The following is a 16,224-nucleotide window of genomic DNA, read 5'->3' as shown; positions in this document are numbered from 1 at the left end:
GGTCAACATATCCGGCAGCCAAAAAGCCACCATATTCGCCCAAGTGGGTCAGTTTTACTCCGGCGCAGTGGGTCAGTATTACATCGGCGCTAACAGCTAGCCAGCAGATACAGCGGCAAATGCACTATGCAGTATCTTTGACGACGACTAAACAGAAAAGTCCGCCATGCGGGCTTTTCTACGCGGTCAACAACGGTTTGCTTTCTCAGACGGCGATAACCATGGGGAGGGGATCAGATCGCGTATTTTTTTCTGGCGTTTTCTTAGTCACAAAAATGGTGTAGCCAATTGTGCAAGAAACGCCATCGACGATACCTACATGAGGGGTTATGGACAGCACAGAGTATCCATCCTTTAATACATCGCCTACGGACGAATTAAGTTTTTGCGCAACCTCCCTTATATTTTCCTTGGGGCTGGTTGCGCGGTAATAAGTGGTGAATGTCGCCATGAAAGTCCCTTTTTTTCTAGTTAGCATCAAGCATAGGTGTTGCAATTGTGTCATCGCTTTGGGTCTGCACCGACTGCTCCTTCGGGCTCTTTAACTGGTCAAGGTAATCAGCCCACGCCTGTATCATCTGGCGGCGCTGTTCTTCGAATTGTGCTCGATCATAGGCGCTTCCGAGTTCCTCCTTGGACTCATGAGCAAGGTGACGCTCAATGACTTCAACATCAAAGCCAAGACGCTCACGAATTAGTGTTCGAGCAGTCGCACGGAAACCGTGGCCGGTGATTTCGTCCTGTGTGCAGTACCCAAGGCTTCTTAGGGCTGCGTTAACGGTGTTGTCGGACATAAATCGACTTTTCTCAGAGCGTCGGCTGATGCTTCTGAAAACAGGCCCGGTGGGGCCGGTAATATTCTGCAGACCCTTGAGGGTTTCGACTGCTTGGTAAGGTAGTGGCACGATGTGATCCGCTCCGCCACCTTGGGCTCGCCGGGTTTTTGTTTGCTTCACCTGAATTCCTGGGCAGCTCCAGATGGCAGCGTCCAGGTCAAGTTGCTCCCACAGCATTTGTCGGACTTGGCCTGGGCGCTGAAAAATCAGCGGCATGAGGTGCAGGGCAGCCTTGGTGATCGCACTGCCGCGATAGGCATCCAGATCGCGTATCAGTCGGCCAAGCTTTACCGGATCGAGAATCGCAGCCATATGCTTGACGCGCGGTGTTGGCAAGGTAAAGTCTGCGACACCTTTTGCCATGAAGTTTTCAGCGGGCAGCAGTACATTGCGCGTGACAGCATGGCGATATGTCCGCTGGATTGATTCCCGCAGCCGGATGGCCGTCTCACGGGTACCGGAGGACGAAACCGCCTGCAAGGTATCCAATACATCTGTGGTCGTGATAAGCCCGATTGGCAGCTTCCCTAGGCGCGGGAAGGCATGCAGCTCCATCATGCGAAGGACGCGGTGGCTGTAGCCAGCCGTCCATTCATGTGTCGCGGTAGCGTGCTTATGCCAGTCGCGAGCAACTTGTTCGAAGTTAGCGAGATCTCGCAGCCGAGCAGCTTGACGTTTTTCCAGCTTTTCGCTTTGGGGATCTTTGCCAATCGCGATGAGTTGGAAGGCATCTCGTGCCAGTTGTCGCGCAGTAGTGGGCTGTACCTTTGGATATGTGCCAAAGGATATGCGTACCTGCTTGCCTGATGTGGGATGGGTGTAAAGAAACGCCCAAGACTTGCCCGAAGGGCGTATGCGTAGGAAAAGACCGGAGATATCTGCGACTAAGCGGTCGCGTCCGTCGTGGTGAAGTTCTTCAATTTGTTTGGTGGTCAGCATTTGCAGTACCCTGATTCCGTAGTTATTACCCAACGATATTTTGGGTAATAGCCAGGGGGGTGACAAATGTGAAACCCACTGCGACCACTTGAGACTTTCTGCGATGGTGTGATGCAGAAGCCATTGATTTGTTTGGTTTTCTAGAGTCTCGCTAAGTTGCAATGAAACTCAAAGAACAAATCGTTGGTGGCCTGGGGCGGAATCTAATCGACGCGGTTGAAGCCAGTCTCCATGCGCTTTCTCCATTGAATGGGAACGGTGGGGTACAAGCTGGGGTACAGGTGCTAAAAAACAACGAAAGCGGCCCGTGGTTCGATTCCAATATGCCCATAACGGTGAGTGCAGTTGATGTCGCGCGCTCATAAACTGCTTATGTGAGATTCGTATTTAAGCGCTGCTCCAGTTCAGCGACAACGTGAGGCACTTCATCGAGGGCAGGAAATGGCCCGAAGATCATGCCGCTCATCGCTTGGTAATCTCGGGTCAATGCGTCGTGCATGGCATCCGATGGCGATAGGGTAAAAGAACCATGTGTTGCTATGTCCAGACGCAGGTCAGTGCTGCCGAAGAATAGCCGGGCATGTTGCGCGCAGTCCTGTGCAAGGAGGCGATCTGCGATCCATACGTTTGCGTCGGGATGCTGAAGGAGCCGGTGGACATCGTAATAATGTCGGGACACGCGTTGGCCGCCTTGGCGCAATAGGCCTCTGCGATCATGCCATTGGCGCAGGCCATGCAGAATGATGACCTTATCCCAGAAGGTGCGTTCGGGCTTAACGGTCGTCACGTTGGGTACGGCCATATTCAATTCGGGCAGGTCGTTGGCAACGTAGGGAGACACCACGACCGTTTCATGTGGATCCAGAGCCGATTTGGCTCCAGCCTCGATCTTCACGGCGGAACGAATGTAGTCGCCAGGTGCAGCTGTCACAGCGGGGTACCAGAACAGCAGAGTCTGCTGGTCTGGGTCGTCCGGGTCCAGTTCCAAGCGGAATTGATCGGTAGCTATGGTGTTAGCTGCGATTGCGTGGATCTGCGTCGTCATGCTATCAGCAACATAGTGCTGGCATGCGGTGCGGATGCGTTCCAGGCGGATGCGCCGTTGCTTGCCGCTCAAGGCGTCCAATTCCGCAGTTTCAGCGGGTTCGCCGATGTCTTCGCGGAATACGGTGATGTCGATGTCCTCTGAGAATCTGGAAATCAGGCCGTATGATTTGGACAATGATGTGCCGCCCTTGAATAGCAGGCGGGGGCCGTCTGGCGGCAGGCCATTGAACAGCGCGTCCAGAGTCCAGCATACCCAGAAGTCCTTTTCAACATTCTGGACAGCTGTGCCCAGGCGAGCAGCAGTCGTCAGGAACAGCCCGCGCCGTTCATCGTCAGCGGCCTGAATGATGGTATGGAAATTTGGATTCATGCAAAAGTGTCAATGTGCATCCGATGGTCGGTGGTACCGGGGAGCGATGTAGAGGCTTCGGCGTCCGGTACAGCGCAGCCCGGCAGTTCGCGCACGATGGCCTGCATCCATGCTGGCAACGTGTTGAAGCCCGTCAACAAGTCCCGGCGTATCGCTTCTCCTTGTTCGGGGTCATCCAGCAGTTCGGACAGCCGCTTGACGATGCGGGGCTGGTCTGCGGGCAGGGTGTCCTTCAGCCAGTACAGTGCTTGGACCACACGCATAGCGGGCCGTCCAGCCCAATATAGGCGACTGGGCGCTGTGAGCTTAAACGTGATCGTCAGGTTGCCGAGTTGAATGGTGCGCCGGCGTGCATCGGTGTGGATGGTGACGTTGGCTGGCACGGCGTCCGTTAGGCCTAAGTCGTTGGCGGCAGTCATGCCATCGACGAGCAGGCGCAGTTGGTCGCGACGTGCGATGGCATCCACGACGGCGCGGTAGTCTGGGGCTGTTGCCTTTTTGGTCAGACTGTTTAGTTTGGGTCGGTCATACAGCCCACGGTCGATGCGGCGCAACTGGCCCGCCGTAACCAAGCGTTGAAGCGCTTTGTCCACGGCGTCTCTGCTGCCATATTGGGAAAAGTCGGCTGGCACCCACACTTGGCCAGGCAGCGCTTCATCGATGTGAGCCATGATCCGAGTCTTGAGATCGTTCATAGGGGCACCTTTGTCCGATATTTGTAGCTTTTTTTCGGACAAAATGCAAATTTGTCCGAAGTTTGTGATTCTTTTTCGGACTAAATTAGTGAGGCTGAGCCACTAATGGCGTGCTCGCCTAACTGGCAAGTGCCTTGTTTCGCTCAATAAGAGCATGTAGGCTGGCTGCGGTGATGCCACTGGAGCGTTTGCCAATCTTAATAAGTACCAGCTCGCCTTCATTGACCAGTCGGTAGATGGTTGATCGTGACACTCCAAGTTTCGCCTCAGCTATGTGAATCCGATACAGAAGTGCTTGATCAGGTTGCTGCAGGGTCTGGTGTCTAGTTGATGAGTAGCCAAAGATGTTTGGCAGGGACTGTTCCTTCATTACTTCCTCCATAAAACCTTGGAAAGCACCCTGGGTGGCATCACCCAGGATGCTTTCCAAAGCAGGCGCGGTCAGCGCCTTCATGACTGATCCGCCAAGATACCGCGATAGGGTCAGTTGCTTGGATCATTTTCGGTAGAGCCCGCCGCTGGCCCACTATTGTGGTTCGTCGGGATGCTGAAAACTGCGGTCTTTGCCGCTGTCATCAATGGATTACGCGCCATCCATCGAGCTTGGCCTGCCTTTGGCAGTACCGGCGTCCGTTGTCACGGAACGTCATCTACTTCCCTCGGTATCTGCCAGTCGCTACCGGCCCAAGAGAGCAATGATTTTTCACCTGCTTTACTCCTACCCAGGTGCTTGTCGCCCCGCTTAATGCTGGCGTAACGGGTAGCCGCGCACTCACACCGCCCGTTGCCGGACAGGGCGCGGTATTTATCGGTGTTGTGTTGTTAAAGAGCGGGATTGCTGTAATCATTACGTATCCACTTGAAAGAGTCAATATCCAAGTAATAATAAATAGTCATCTGGGAGATTAAAATCTGCGGAAAACTGCAAAATACGCTTTGGAATGACACAAAAAGAATCGCCCTGGTTCGCTGTGGAACACAGGGCGCTTCGGGTATTTTTTTGTTTGTTTTTGTATCTTGAGCGATTGTTGACGGCTGAATCCAACAGGTTGTTGATGCTTAATCGTGGTTTTTGCTGTGTTTGGTTTGTTGGCCGATTTTCATCTTTATGTAGTCACCGATATCTTCCAGTACGGGAGCAGGCAGTTCCTCCAGCGTATACCTAGAGGTTTCCGGCCATGGCCATTCCATCTCAAACATTTCACCCTTTCCAGTAACAAGCCATTCAGCACGAACATGAAGCGCTGCTGCAATCCAAACGATGTGACGAGAAGTCTCGTTGCGACCGTTTTCAATATGGGCGATGGCGCTTTGGCTTATAGGGGGATTGAGGAGTTTGGCCAATGCTTCTTGCGATAGGCCGCGCTTCTTACGTGCGGCAAGTAAGCGTGCGCCAATGCTGTTTATAGGACTCGGGTTCATGGAGTTCTTCAATTGGTGGGTACGTAACAAGTAAGTATTTTGTAAGTATATATATACTTATAGAGCATTGCTTATCTATTGGCAATTATGGAGATCACTAATGGATAAGTAATTGTAGTGGGCCATTGTGGCATTTAATGAGACGGTGTGAGAAACAAATATTGTCAAGAATATGACTTTTCGATCATTAGATGCCAGGTGCTGACCTTTTGTTTGTAATCATAGTGGTGTGCGTAACAGTACGTCAGCGCGCTATTTGACTGCCCGGCCTTCCGCTTATTGTCTTGAGCAGAAAATTCACATATAGTTGTTAGTACCAATTATATGTGAGAGCACCATGTCGAATCAGGATTTACTAACACGCGATGCGGAGAGCTTATATGAGGCACTCAATGATCTCGTGCGTGTTTATCAATTTCGAGATCGCGGCCATATTTGCTGCTACGACGTCTCGGTGACCCAATGCTATGCGTTGGAAATGCTCGTCAAGCAAGGTTCATTGCGGCTTCAATCACTGGCTGAAGGGATGTATCTGGATAAGAGCACAGCAAGCCGAGTCGTTAACGCCTTAGAGCGTAAGGGGTATGTCATTCGCATCGAGGATGAGGACGACCGCAGGGCGATCCGGATCCAGGCGACTGTAGCAGGGCAAGAGTTATATAAAACGATCCGCTCAGACTTGATCGCAGAGGAGCGAGCGATGATTGAAAGCCTGTCTCCAGAAGTGCGTCAGGCCTCGCTTGCGCTGTTAAGGCGGCTTACGCGGGCAGCCGAGGCGCGATATGGCGAGCGAACCCATAGTGCGCTTGAAACAGCCACGGAACTAGCATGACGAACTGCCGTCTTTTTTGACGCACGCAATCAAGTTTTTTTGTCTTATATGTTGTTACTACCAACTTAAATGTGAAGCCAGCATATTGATAGAAGGGCTTTGCTATCAACGTAAGGAGTGTTCATGGATAAGATCAAACATCCTATCGCCATTATTGGTGCAGGTCCTGTTGGACTTGCTGCTGCAGCGCATTTGCTAAGCAGAGGCCTTACCGCATTGATCTTGGAAGCAGGTAAGCAGGCCGGAGCCAGTATCAATGAGTGGGGGCACGTCAAGATGTTCTCTCCCTGGCGCTTTAATATCGACAAGGAGGCAGAGCGCTTATTGATAACCAGTGGTTGGACGACACCGCAACCGGATGTCTACCCAACTGGCCAAGAATTACTGGGTCAGTATATTCAGCCGTTGTCTAAGCTACCGGAAATCGAACCACACTTACACTTGAACAGTCGTGTCTTGGCAGTAAGCCGGGTAGAGCGCGACGTCATGAAAACCCAAGGCCGTAACTCGACTCCCTTTTTATTGCGCGTTGCCGGCCCCGATGGCGAGCGTGACGTGTTGGCCAGCGCGGTGATCGACGCCTCCGGGACCTACGCAACACCTAACTGGATGGGAGCACATGGTATTCCAGCATTAGGCGAGAAAGAAAATAGTGCACACATTGCCTACGGCATTCCCGATGTTTTGGGTAGTGCACGTCATCGCTATAGCGATAGGCACGTCTTGGTGGTGGGCGCTGGGCACTCTGCGTTTAACGCCCTTCAGGATTTGGTTGCGCTTGCGCGTATTGCGCCAGGCACCCGCGTGTTGTGGGCCATCCGCGGTACTTCATTAGAACGTATCTTGGGCGGAGGCAAGAACGATCAACTGGAACAGCGCGGCAAGCTCGGCTTGAAAATACGCCAGCTTTTGGACGAGGGTGCTATTGAGCTTCATCAAGGCATCAGGATCCATAAGATTACGTCCTCACCAAAGGGGATCATCGTACACAGTATGGAGCAGGCTTTGCCTCCAGTGGATGAAATTGTCGTGGCCACGGGCTTTCGACCAAACCTTGAGCTAATGGCCGAGTTACGTCTGGCGCTCGATCCGGCGACAGGCAGCCCCGTTAAGCTAGCGCCTTTGATCGATCCTAATGAACATAGTTGCGGCACTGTGCGCCCTCATGGCGTTCAAGAGTTGGCACATCCTGATGAGGGAGTGTTCATTACCGGCATGAAAAGCTATGGCAGGGCACCGACGTTTCTGATGCTGACCGGCTACGAGCAGATGCGTTCGATAGCGGCGGCTTTGGCAGGCGATTGGGATTCTGCACGAAGATCCGAACTGGTTCTGCCCGAAACAGGCGTGTGCAGTACCCAATTTCTCGATGTGATCGAACAGCCCACGGGCTGCCGATCAACCACTGCTTGCAGCTCTGCGAGTGCACAAGAGGCATAAGGTAAAACAGTTATGGCAGAACAAGGACAGCATTTGTGCTCGAAAAGCATATCAGCCGGTACAAGCGGGCAAACATTCGATGTCGTGATTGTTGGCGGCGGCCAGTCTGCCCTGGCTATCGCGTATTTTCTAAGGCGCACTTCTTTAAGCTTTGTAATACTGGATAATGGGCACGTACCGGGTGGCGCATGGGTCCACGGCTGGGAATCCTTGCATCTGTTTTCTCCTGCGCAGTGGAGTTCCTTGCCCGGTTGGAGTATGCCGGCTGTGTCTGGCTATCCAGAGCGCGATGACGTCGTGAAGTATTTAGCGCAGTATGAAAAACGGTACGATTTCTCGATAGAGAGGCCGGTATCGGTGACGGACGTTCTACGAGGCGAAGATGGCTTTGTAGTGCATACAGATCGCGGCGTATGGCATGCCCGCGCAGTCATCAGCGCGACGGGAACCTGGAGCCATCCCTTTATCCCGGCCTATCCCAATCATCTCTCTTATACCGGGCTGCAAATACATTCAGCACGCTATCGCAACGCGGCGCCATTTGCCGACAAGACGGTGCTCGTAGTAGGAGGCGGAAATTCCGGTGCTCAGATTCTGGCCGAGGTATCGCGTGTGGCCAAGACAACATGGGTAACACAAACGGAACCAATTTTCCTGCCGGACGATGTGGATGGCCGTGTCCTGTTCGAACGGGCAACCGCCAAATGGAAGGCGCAGCAAGAAGGGCGCATATTACAAGATCCGCCTGGTGGCTTAGGCGACGTGGTCATGGTGGAGTCAGTCAAAGCTGCGCGCGACCGTGGTGCTTTGCATTCAGTACGTCCATTTCGTGAGTTCACGGACAGGGGCGTGATCTGGCAAGATGGGTCGCACACGGTAGCCGATGCAGTCATTTGGTGCACCGGGTTTCGGCCGGCATTGGAACACCTGAAATCGCTGGGCGCTGTTGGCGTTGATGGAAAAATAGCCCTGTCCGGAACTCAGTCTGTAGACGTGCCTGGTTTATGGTTGGTAGGTTATGGCGAATGGACTGGTTTCGCTTCGGCAACACTGGTCGGCGTAATGCGTTATGCCAAAGCCACGGCTCTTGAAGTGGCCCAGGTGCTGGAAACCCAAGCGTTTATACAATCCTAGAACAAACGCGATCATGTCCAATACTGATGTAGAGATGCAGGATTTGTCCAGGCCGTCAGGCTCAACGCAGAGTCCGTACGCACTGATCACGGCGCTGGGGATCGGACAAATCTGCGCATGGGGGTCGTTGTACTACAGCTTCCCCTTGATTGCTGAGGCCATGATGGCCGAGCTGGGCTGGTCCAAGACAGACGTGTATGGTGCCGCAACGATAGGACTGGTGATCGCCGGATTTCTCGCCTACCCAGTCGGTGTTGCCGTCGATAAAGGCCACGGCAGGATGCTGATGGGCGGTGCATCGCTCATGGCGGCGGTGCTGTTGGCCCTTTGGTCGCAGGTCGATAGTCTGATCGGGTTTTATTTGCTTATTGCCGGTATCGGTGGCTTGCAGGCAGCGGCGTTATACGAACCCGCTTTTGCCGTAATTGCCCGACGCGTCGGAGCGGGCAGGGCTCGAGCAGGCATTACGGCCATAACATTGTGGGGTGGTTTTGCCAGCACTGTATTTATACCCCTAGTGCAGTTCTTGTTGGACCATTGGGGCTGGCGTGAGGCCCTGCTGGTGTTAGCCCTTATCAATGGGCTGGTTTGCGCGGTGGCACATTTTGGATTTATTCGGTCCGAAAAAGATGCTGTGCACTTTAATCAATCCCACCATGAGAGCCCGCTTGCCACCGATAAGCAAGCAGTCAGGGCAGCGTTTCATACGCCGGTTTTTTGGCTGTTGATGCTGGCACTTACCGCTTACGCCGGCGCGTTCACAGCGTTCACCTTTCACATGTATCCGCTGCTGCTTGAAGGGGGGCTGTCGACCAGCAATGTGGTCTGGGCCATTGCCACCATAGGGCCGGCCCAAGTGGCGGGCCGGGTCCTGATCAGCATCTTTGGCTCCGGAACATCCATGCGGCGTATCGGAACCTTTGTCGTTGCGGTATTCCCCTTGGTGTTTATCGTTTTAGCGATTGGGCCTTCAAGCATGTGGGTTATTACCGCGGCATGCGTTGTATACGGCGCCAGCAACGGTATTTTTACCATTGTGCGGGGCTTGGTAGTGCCTGAAATGCTCAGCCGCAGGGCCTATGGCGCAATTAATGGCCTATTGACCTTTCCCAGCACGCTGGCCAGAGCCGTAGCGCCCCTAGTGGCCGCATGGCTTTGGTCGAGGACAATGTCCTATGACGTCGTAGTGTGGTCTATTGCCGCCTGCGCCGCACTCCTTACCTTGAGTTTTTGGCTGGCGGCATGGGCCAGTCGTGTCAAATTGCCGCATTCCCCATAACTCAATAAAGCCACGCGTATCTGCTCCGGCCGCAATCTCGGTTATGTAGTCATTAGTCACACGCCTGAAACAAACCATTCATATAGTGTCGGCATTGCAAACGGAGATAACCATGAATGCCGCCCTTAAATTGAAGCCCGCCGCTTCACATACAAGTTCCTTTGTGCCACACAAGTTGTTTACCGCTATCGCCCTGGCGGCTGCGGCATTGCTAGGCAGTGCCGCGCATGCGATGGACGCTCGCTACCAGGACAAAGATGGCGATCTGGTCGCTGATGCACCTACCGATTCCAAAGAGTGGGTGGATCCCAGCACATTAGTGTTTGCTTACACCCCCGTGGAAGATCCGGCGGTTTATGCCAAGGTGTGGGACGGTTTTATCCAGCATATGTCCAAGGTCACCGGCAAGAAAGTTCAGTTTTTCCCGGTTCAGAGCAACGCGGCTCAACTGGAAGCCATGCGCGCCGGCCGTCTGCATGTAGCCGGCTTCAATACAGGCTCCAACCCGCTGGCGGTGAATTGTGCAGGTTTCGTTCCTTTTACGATGATGGTGTCCAAGGATGATAAGTTCGGCTACGAAATGGAAATCATCACCCATCCCGGCAGCGGCATCGAGAAGGTCGAAGATATCCGGGGAAAGCGCATGGCTTTCACATCGGAAACATCCAACTCCGGCTACAAGGCGCCTTCGGCCCTGCTGCGCGACCAATTCAAAATGGAAGCGGACAAAGACTACACGCCGATGTTCTCGGGCAAGCATGACAACTCCATCCTAGGTGTTGCCAACAAGGATTATCCGGCCGCCGCAGTGGCCAATTCGGTCAAGCAACGCATGGAAGCGCGCGGTACCGTCAAGCCTGAACAGTTCAATATTATCTACAAGTCGCAAACCTTCCCAACAACCGGATATGGTTATGCACACAACCTGAAGCCGGAACTGGCGGAAAAAGTCAAAGAAGCCTTTTTTACATTTGAATGGGAAGGGTCGGACCTGGCCAAGGAGTTCAACACTGCCCAGCCGCCACAAGAAAAATTCATGCCTATCACCTACAAAGAATACTGGCAGGTGGTGCGCGATATCGATCGTGCGATGGGCGTGGCCTATACCTGCAAGTAAAGCGCCGATACCGTGCTGGAAATCAAAGAACTACACAAGCGCTATCCAACCGGCGACCCCGCTTTGCGTGGGGTCAGCCTGTCGGTTCCCGCAGGGCAAGTGCTGGGCTTGATCGGCCCTTCAGGGGCGGGTAAATCTACACTAATACGCTGTATAAACAGATTGGTTGAGCCGACACAAGGCCAGGTGTTATTGGATGGCCAGGATCTGGCTCATGCCGGACGGCAGGGTCTGCGAATGGCCCGGCGTCAAATCGGCATGATCTTTCAGGAATATGCGCTGGTAGAACGCTTGACGGTCATGGAAAACCTGCTGTCGGGGCGATTGGGGTACACCCGATTCTGGCCAAGTTGGTTCAGGCGATTTCCCTCGAAAGATATCCAGCTGGCTTATTCTCTGCTTGAACGTGTAGGTCTTGCCGGCATGGAAAACAAGCGTGCCGACGCGCTCTCTGGCGGGCAGCGCCAGCGCGTCGGCATTGCCAGGGCTTTGATGCAGCGGCCCGCCTTCTTGTTGATCGACGAGCCCACGGCCAGCCTGGATCCGAAAACATCCCGGCAGATTATGCGGTTGATCTTGACATTGTGCGCCGAGCATAAGCTTGCTGCCATTATCAACATACACGATGTCGTGCTGGCCACGGAGTTCCTGCCCAGAATAGTTGGCTTGCGGCAGGGCATGATGGTCTATGACGGTCCTGCCACGCAGGTGGATCACAAGGTGTTGACCGACATCTACGGGGACGAAGACTGGTCCAGCATCACGGATCGTCTGGCTGGCAACACCAGCACCATCGCCAACGATTTTGACGATCAAATGGCGTCGCTGGCCGCTGTCGGCTAGACGTTTACATTATGTCTACCTTGAGCTCATCAACATTGCCGGACACCTGGCGCAAGCCGCCATTCATCGCCCGCGCCTGGCTGCGCCATAGCTTACTGCTGGGCGTCATGTTTTATTTGACCCTGGCCATACTTTCATTGGACGTCAATTGGGCGCGGGTTTCGGAAGGGTTGGTGCGTGGCGGGAAATTTATCGCCGCCTTTGTACAGCCCGACTTTGTGTCGCGATACTCGGACATTCTGCTGGGCTTTCGGGAAAGCCTGACCATGGCGATCACTGCAACGGCGCTGGGGATTGTACTGTCCATACCGTTTGCCCTAGGCGCTGCCCGCAATGTGGCGCCCGCCGGGATATACCTGTTCTGCAGAGGATTCATTGCGGTTTCCCGGACGCTGAACGAGATCATTGTGGCCATACTGCTGGTCGCCATGTTCGGTTTCGGCCCTTTCGCGGGCTTTCTGACACTCACGTTCGCCACCATCGGTTTTCTCGCCAAGTTGCTGGCCGAAGACATCGAGGAAGTGCAGGGGGCTCAGTTGGAGGCTCTGCGCGCAACCGGTGCGTCAACCGCGCAAGTGCTGGATTTTGCCGTGCTGTCGCAGATTATGCCGCGCTTGGTGGGCTTGTCGCTTTATCGCCTGGATATCAACTTTCGCGAGTCGTCAGTCATTGGCATTGTTGGGGCCGGAGGTATAGGCGCCACGCTCAATACCGCCATGGATCGCTACGAGTTCGATACCGCCGCCGCTATTCTTATCGTCATTATCGCCATTGTCATGCTCGCTGAGTACGGATCGGGATGGATACGCAAAAAAATACTCTAACGTGGCGCGTGCGCAGCCCGAGGCAAGATCTGCTCGTGTTTGCCGCCTGGGTCCTGGGACTGGCCTTGGTATCGTGGGCCTTTCAAGTCATGACCCAAGACACCATCTGGTCCTTTGTGGCTGACGCGCCCAAGCAGGCCGCCGATATTGGCGCCAGGATGCTCCCTCCGGATTGGCGCTACACCCGGGAACTGCTGTGGCCGCTGTGGGAAACATTAAATATTGCCACGTTAGGCACCTTGCTGGGTACGCTCATCGCCGTACCTATTGCCTTTCTAGCGGCGCGAAATACCACACCCAGCACGGCCTGGATCAGGCCCTTTGCCTTGCTGGCTATTGTTGCGTCGCGCTCGATCAACTCCTTGATCTGGGCCTTGCTATTGGTGGCTATTCTGGGGCCGGGCGTATTGGCCGGGGTGGTCGCCATTGCCCTGCGTTCCATCGGCTTCATCGGTAAACTGCTTTACGAGGCGATAGAAGAGATCGATACCCAGCAAGTGGAAGCCATTACCGCCACAGGAGCAGGTTCTGCACAGGTCATGGCCTGGGGTGTCTTTCCGCAAATTGCGCCAACCCTGGCAGGGGTGACCGTATTTCGTTGGGATATCAACATACGGGAATCCACCGTGCTGGGGCTGGTCGGCGCCGGCGGCATAGGAGTCAAGCTGGAATCGGCTCTAGGCACATTGGCCTGGCCGAAAGTATTCATGTTGCTGATCGTGATCTTCGCCACCGTTGTGGTCAGCGAATGGGTCACCGCAAAAGTACGCCAGCGGCTTATTTGAGCACCAGGCTAGCTGTTCACTGCAGGCGCCTGGCTCCGATGGGCTATCCGGAACCTTATAGAACCACGCTTAGCAACCAGCCCGCGACACCACTGCCGATCACAAGCAACCATGGGGGCAGCTTCCAGAACATGAGTGCGACCAGCGCCACAAGGGCCAAGCCAAAGTCTTGCGGCGCATGAATCGCGCTCGTCCATACAGGCTGATAAAGGGCAGCCAGCAGTAGACCAACCACGGCAGCATTAACGCCTAAAAGCGCAGCCTGCGTGCGGACGTTACGGCGAATGTGCTCCCAGAACGGCAATGCCCCCACCACGAGCAGAAAGGATGGTGCGAAGATCGCCAACAGGCAAATCAGACCGCCCAACCAGCCGGAAGGCGTGCTGCTCATCGAGGCGCCGAGAAAAGCCGCGAATGTGAACAAAGGGCCGGGGACTGCCTGCGCGGCGCCGTAGCCCGCCAAAAAAGATTCATTGCCAACCCAGCCGACGGGCACGACTTCGGCTTGCAATAGCGGCAATACAACATGCCCGCCGCCAAATACCAGTGACCCCGCGCGGTAGAAAGCATCCACCATCGACAGCGCCTGGCTCGATGATACGGCCGACAGCAACGGCAATCCTATCAACAGCGCAAAAAACAATGCCAGCCATAGCAGCCCAGTTCGGCGCTTGATTAAAATCGGCAGAGGGTCGTGCTCTGAACCTTGCTGAGGTTTGAAAAACAGAAGGCCGATGATCGCAGCAATGATGATGACGCCCACTTGAGCCCATGCGGACGGCACCAGAAGAACAAGGCAGGCCGCGAGCGCCATGATGGTAACGCGCGATGCATCAGGACAAAGCTTGCGGGCCATCCCCCATACCGCTTGAGCCACCACAGCCACAGCCACCACCTTAAGCCCGTGCAGCACACCGGGCGGCATGGCGTCCCCGTAACTGGCCATGCCCAGCGCAAACAGGATCAGGGCAATCGCTGAAGGTAAAGTGAAGCCCGCCCACGCGGCCAACGCTCCGGCATAGCCGGAGCGGGACAGCCCCACTGCGATCCCGACCTGGCTGCTGGCCGGCCCCGGCAGAAATTGGCAGAGCGCCACTAAATCCGCATAGCTGCGCTCGCTCAACCACTGCCGTCGCGTCACGAACTCATCGTGGAAGTAACCCAAATGTGCAACCGGGCCACCGAAAGAGGTAAGACCCAGTCGAAGAAAGATCAGAAAGACAGCCCAAGGGCTACGGTTAGTTCCTGCGGTATCGGGCATGATCGCTCTTAATATGCAGACATCAGTCAAGGAGCGACTTTATAACGCACCCAGGCGTACAGCAAGTGCTGCCAGGGTAACGAACAACACCGGCAAGGTCAGCACAATACCCACTTTGAAGTAATAAGCCCAGGTGATCACCATGCCCTTGCGTGCCAGGACGTGCAGCCACAGGAGTGTGGCCAGGCTGCCTATGGGGGTGATTTTGGGGCCAAGATCGCTGCCAATGACATTGGCATAGATCATGGCTTCTTTGACTACGCCTGTGGCCTGGCTGGCGTCGATAGATAGCGCGCCGACCAAAACGGTTGGCATGTTATTCATAATGGACGATAGCAGGGCGGTCAGCACGCCCGTGCCCAGCGTAGCCGCCCACAAGCCATGACTGGCGAAATAATCCAGTAAGCTGGCGATCATGTCCGTCAGCCCGGCATTGCGCAAACCATAAACGACCAAGTACATGCCCAGCGAGAAAATCACGATAGGCCAAGGCGCCTCACGCACGACTTTGAGGGTGCTGATTTTATGCCCGCGTCCGGCAACGATAAGCAGTGCCAGCGCTCCCAGGGCCGCAATGGCGCTGACAGGCACACCGAAGCCTTCAAGGGTGAAAAAGCTGACCAGCAACAACCCTAGCACCACCCAACCGGCGCGAAAGGTCGCCAGATCGCGAATCACCTCTTTCGGTTCCTTGAGCTGACTATCGTCGTAGCGAACCGGAATGCTGCGGTGAAAATACAGCAACAAAACCAGCAGGGTGGCGACAACGGAAACAACATTGACCGGAGCCATGACTGCGGCGTATCGCGCAAAGCTGATATTGAAGAAATCCGCCGAAACGATATTGACCAGGTTGGACACGATGAGCGGCAGGCTGGCCGTATCGGCAATAAAGCCTGCCGCCATGACGAAAGCCAGCGTTGCGGCGGGCGTGAAACCTAAAGCCAACAGCATGGCCATGACGATGGGCGTCAGGATCAAGGCTGCACCGTCATTGGCAAAGAACGCGGATACCGCAGCCCCCAGCAAGACGATCAGCGCGAACAAGAGACGGCCACGCCCGCCCCCCCATCTGGCGACGTGCAATGCAGTCCATTCAAAAAAGCCGGCTTCATCCAGCAGAAGGCTGATGATAATGATGGCCACAAATGTGCCGGTCGCGTTCCATACGATCTGCCAGACGACGGGAATATCGCTCAAGCTGACCACGCCGAAAACCAGCGCGAGCAAGGCGCCGATTGAAGCGCTCCAGCCTATGTTCAAGCCGCGTGGCTGCCAGATGACCAGGACGATGGTGACAATAAAAATCAATAGCGCAGCAAGCACGTGGAGTCTCTCTTTACGGCAAAAGGGAAGGCGCCCCGGGGAGGGACATTGAGAATCAAAGCGTCAATTCGCAA

17 protein-coding genes are annotated in these 16,224 nt (G+C 54.8%); 9 read left to right on the top strand and 8 right to left on the bottom strand.

Translation table 11 applies throughout. The features are described 5' to 3' along the window. Window positions 1–205 precede the first annotated feature (205 nt). On the bottom strand, window positions 206–451 hold the full coding sequence (locus tag DFR37_RS22820) for a hypothetical protein (protein ID WP_147251610.1): 246 nt from the start codon (window positions 449–451) through the stop codon (window positions 206–208). Window positions 452–467: 16 nt separating this feature from the next. Continuing rightward, window positions 468–1,775 (bottom strand): tyrosine-type recombinase/integrase, encoded by a 1,308-nt coding sequence (locus DFR37_RS10495; RefSeq protein WP_113933186.1) that lies wholly within the window; start codon window positions 1,773–1,775, stop codon window positions 468–470. Between the two features lie 161 nt (window positions 1,776–1,936). Here DFR37_RS10495 and DFR37_RS22815 point away from each other — a divergent pair, with 161 nt between their 5' ends. After that, window positions 1,937–2,140 carry a hypothetical protein gene (locus tag DFR37_RS22815; RefSeq protein WP_147251609.1) on the top strand — a complete coding sequence of 68 codons (204 nt, stop codon included), beginning with the start codon at window positions 1,937–1,939 and terminating at the stop codon, window positions 2,138–2,140. A gap of 5 nt (window positions 2,141–2,145) precedes the next feature. Here the strand turns inward: DFR37_RS22815 and DFR37_RS10490 are convergent, their stop codons facing one another. The 4 genes from DFR37_RS10490 to DFR37_RS10475 all read right to left on the bottom strand — a co-directional run bounded on the left by DFR37_RS10490 (window position 2,146) and on the right by DFR37_RS10475 (window position 5,309). Next, on the bottom strand, window positions 2,146–3,192 hold the full coding sequence (locus DFR37_RS10490; RefSeq protein WP_113933185.1) for a nucleotidyl transferase AbiEii/AbiGii toxin family protein: 1,047 nt from the start codon (window positions 3,190–3,192) through the stop codon (window positions 2,146–2,148). Further along, window positions 3,189–3,887 carry a DUF6088 family protein gene (locus tag DFR37_RS10485; protein WP_113933184.1) on the bottom strand — a complete coding sequence of 233 codons (699 nt, stop codon included), beginning with the start codon at window positions 3,885–3,887 and terminating at the stop codon, window positions 3,189–3,191. Before DFR37_RS10485 ends, DFR37_RS10490 begins: the two co-directional genes overlap by 4 nt. A 118-nt stretch (window positions 3,888–4,005) precedes the next feature. Then, window positions 4,006–4,341: a helix-turn-helix transcriptional regulator gene (locus DFR37_RS10480; protein ID WP_346724941.1), complete on the bottom strand. Its 336-nt coding sequence runs from the start codon at window positions 4,339–4,341 to the stop codon at window positions 4,006–4,008. Window positions 4,342–4,946: 605 nt separating this feature from the next. Further along, the gene (locus DFR37_RS10475) at window positions 4,947–5,309 is read right to left on the bottom strand and encodes a helix-turn-helix domain-containing protein (RefSeq protein ID WP_113933183.1); all 363 of its coding nucleotides are present in this window, start codon (window positions 5,307–5,309) and stop codon (window positions 4,947–4,949) included. 337 nt (window positions 5,310–5,646) lie between these two features. Here DFR37_RS10475 and DFR37_RS10470 point away from each other — a divergent pair, with 337 nt between their 5' ends. The 8 genes from DFR37_RS10470 to phnE (DFR37_RS10435) all read left to right on the top strand — a co-directional run bounded on the left by DFR37_RS10470 (window position 5,647) and on the right by phnE (DFR37_RS10435) (window position 13,563). Further along, window positions 5,647–6,141 (top strand): MarR family winged helix-turn-helix transcriptional regulator, encoded by a 495-nt coding sequence (locus DFR37_RS10470; protein WP_113933182.1) that lies wholly within the window; start codon window positions 5,647–5,649, stop codon window positions 6,139–6,141. 123 nt (window positions 6,142–6,264) lie between these two features. After that, entirely contained in the window at window positions 6,265–7,581 is a 1,317-nt protein-coding gene (locus DFR37_RS10465; RefSeq protein WP_113933181.1) for an NAD(P)-binding domain-containing protein, read from the top strand. Window positions 7,582–7,629: 48 nt separating this feature from the next. After that, window positions 7,630–8,715 (top strand): ArsO family NAD(P)H-dependent flavin-containing monooxygenase, encoded by a 1,086-nt coding sequence (locus DFR37_RS10460; protein ID WP_379881340.1) that lies wholly within the window; start codon window positions 7,630–7,632, stop codon window positions 8,713–8,715. 13 nt (window positions 8,716–8,728) lie between these two features. Further along, window positions 8,729–9,994, top strand: a complete 1,266-nt coding sequence (locus DFR37_RS10455; RefSeq protein WP_242341782.1) for an MFS transporter — start codon at window positions 8,729–8,731, stop codon at window positions 9,992–9,994. A gap of 112 nt (window positions 9,995–10,106) precedes the next feature. Beyond that, complete coding sequence (gene phnD, locus DFR37_RS10450) at window positions 10,107–11,111, top strand: phosphate/phosphite/phosphonate ABC transporter substrate-binding protein (protein ID WP_113933178.1); 1,005 nt, start codon at window positions 10,107–10,109, stop codon at window positions 11,109–11,111. Window positions 11,112–11,123: 12 nt separating this feature from the next. Further along, complete coding sequence (gene phnC / locus DFR37_RS10445; RefSeq protein WP_113933177.1) at window positions 11,124–11,954, top strand: phosphonate ABC transporter ATP-binding protein; 831 nt, start codon at window positions 11,124–11,126, stop codon at window positions 11,952–11,954. Between the two features lie 11 nt (window positions 11,955–11,965). Next, window positions 11,966–12,778 carry a phosphonate ABC transporter, permease protein PhnE gene (gene phnE, locus DFR37_RS10440; RefSeq protein ID WP_113933176.1) on the top strand — a complete coding sequence of 271 codons (813 nt, stop codon included), beginning with the start codon at window positions 11,966–11,968 and terminating at the stop codon, window positions 12,776–12,778. Beyond that, on the top strand, window positions 12,754–13,563 hold the full coding sequence (phnE, locus tag DFR37_RS10435; RefSeq protein WP_113933175.1) for a phosphonate ABC transporter, permease protein PhnE: 810 nt from the start codon (window positions 12,754–12,756) through the stop codon (window positions 13,561–13,563). The genes phnE (DFR37_RS10440) and phnE (DFR37_RS10435) overlap by 25 nt, the downstream gene beginning before the upstream one ends. Before the next feature lie 55 nt (window positions 13,564–13,618). Here the strand turns inward: phnE (DFR37_RS10435) and chrA are convergent, their stop codons facing one another. Both chrA and DFR37_RS10425 read right to left on the bottom strand, forming a co-directional pair. After that, a complete protein-coding gene (gene chrA, locus DFR37_RS10430; protein ID WP_113933174.1) occupies window positions 13,619–14,824 on the bottom strand; it encodes a chromate efflux transporter in 1,206 nt (401 codons plus the stop codon). 39 nt (window positions 14,825–14,863) lie between these two features. Beyond that, window positions 14,864–16,150, bottom strand: coding sequence for an arsenic transporter (locus DFR37_RS10425; protein WP_113933173.1), 1,287 nt, complete (start codon window positions 16,148–16,150; stop codon window positions 14,864–14,866). Between the last annotated feature and the right edge of the window lie 74 nt (window positions 16,151–16,224).

This window comes from Eoetvoesiella caeni (assembly GCF_003315175.1).
GTDB classification, from domain to species: Bacteria; Pseudomonadota; Gammaproteobacteria; order Burkholderiales; family Burkholderiaceae_B; genus Eoetvoesia; species Eoetvoesia caeni.
The sequence above is the reverse complement of the archived record's forward strand: the minus strand, read 5'-3'. Positions and strand labels throughout refer to the sequence as shown.

Coding starts and splice junctions, on each gene's coding strand:
- DFR37_RS22820 (WP_147251610.1), bottom strand. CDS start 451: ATGGCGACATTCACCACTTATTACCGCGCAACCAGCCCCAAGGAAAAT.
- DFR37_RS10495 (WP_113933186.1), bottom strand. CDS start 1,775: ATGCTGACCACCAAACAAATTGAAGAACTTCACCACGACGGACGCGAC.
- DFR37_RS22815 (WP_147251609.1), top strand. CDS start 1,937: ATGAAACTCAAAGAACAAATCGTTGGTGGCCTGGGGCGGAATCTAATC.
- DFR37_RS10490 (WP_113933185.1), bottom strand. CDS start 3,192: ATGAATCCAAATTTCCATACCATCATTCAGGCCGCTGACGATGAACGG.
- DFR37_RS10485 (WP_113933184.1), bottom strand. CDS start 3,887: ATGAACGATCTCAAGACTCGGATCATGGCTCACATCGATGAAGCGCTG.
- DFR37_RS10480 (WP_346724941.1), bottom strand. CDS start 4,341: ATGAAGGCGCTGACCGCGCCTGCTTTGGAAAGCATCCTGGGTGATGCC.
- DFR37_RS10475 (WP_113933183.1), bottom strand. CDS start 5,309: ATGAACCCGAGTCCTATAAACAGCATTGGCGCACGCTTACTTGCCGCA.
- DFR37_RS10470 (WP_113933182.1), top strand. CDS start 5,647: ATGTCGAATCAGGATTTACTAACACGCGATGCGGAGAGCTTATATGAG.
- DFR37_RS10465 (WP_113933181.1), top strand. CDS start 6,265: ATGGATAAGATCAAACATCCTATCGCCATTATTGGTGCAGGTCCTGTT.
- DFR37_RS10455 (WP_242341782.1), top strand. CDS start 8,729: ATGTCCAATACTGATGTAGAGATGCAGGATTTGTCCAGGCCGTCAGGC.
- phnD (WP_113933178.1), top strand. CDS start 10,107: ATGAATGCCGCCCTTAAATTGAAGCCCGCCGCTTCACATACAAGTTCC.
- phnE (WP_113933176.1), top strand. CDS start 11,966: ATGTCTACCTTGAGCTCATCAACATTGCCGGACACCTGGCGCAAGCCG.
- phnE (WP_113933175.1), top strand. CDS start 12,754: ATGGATACGCAAAAAAATACTCTAACGTGGCGCGTGCGCAGCCCGAGG.
- chrA (WP_113933174.1), bottom strand. CDS start 14,824: ATGCCCGATACCGCAGGAACTAACCGTAGCCCTTGGGCTGTCTTTCTG.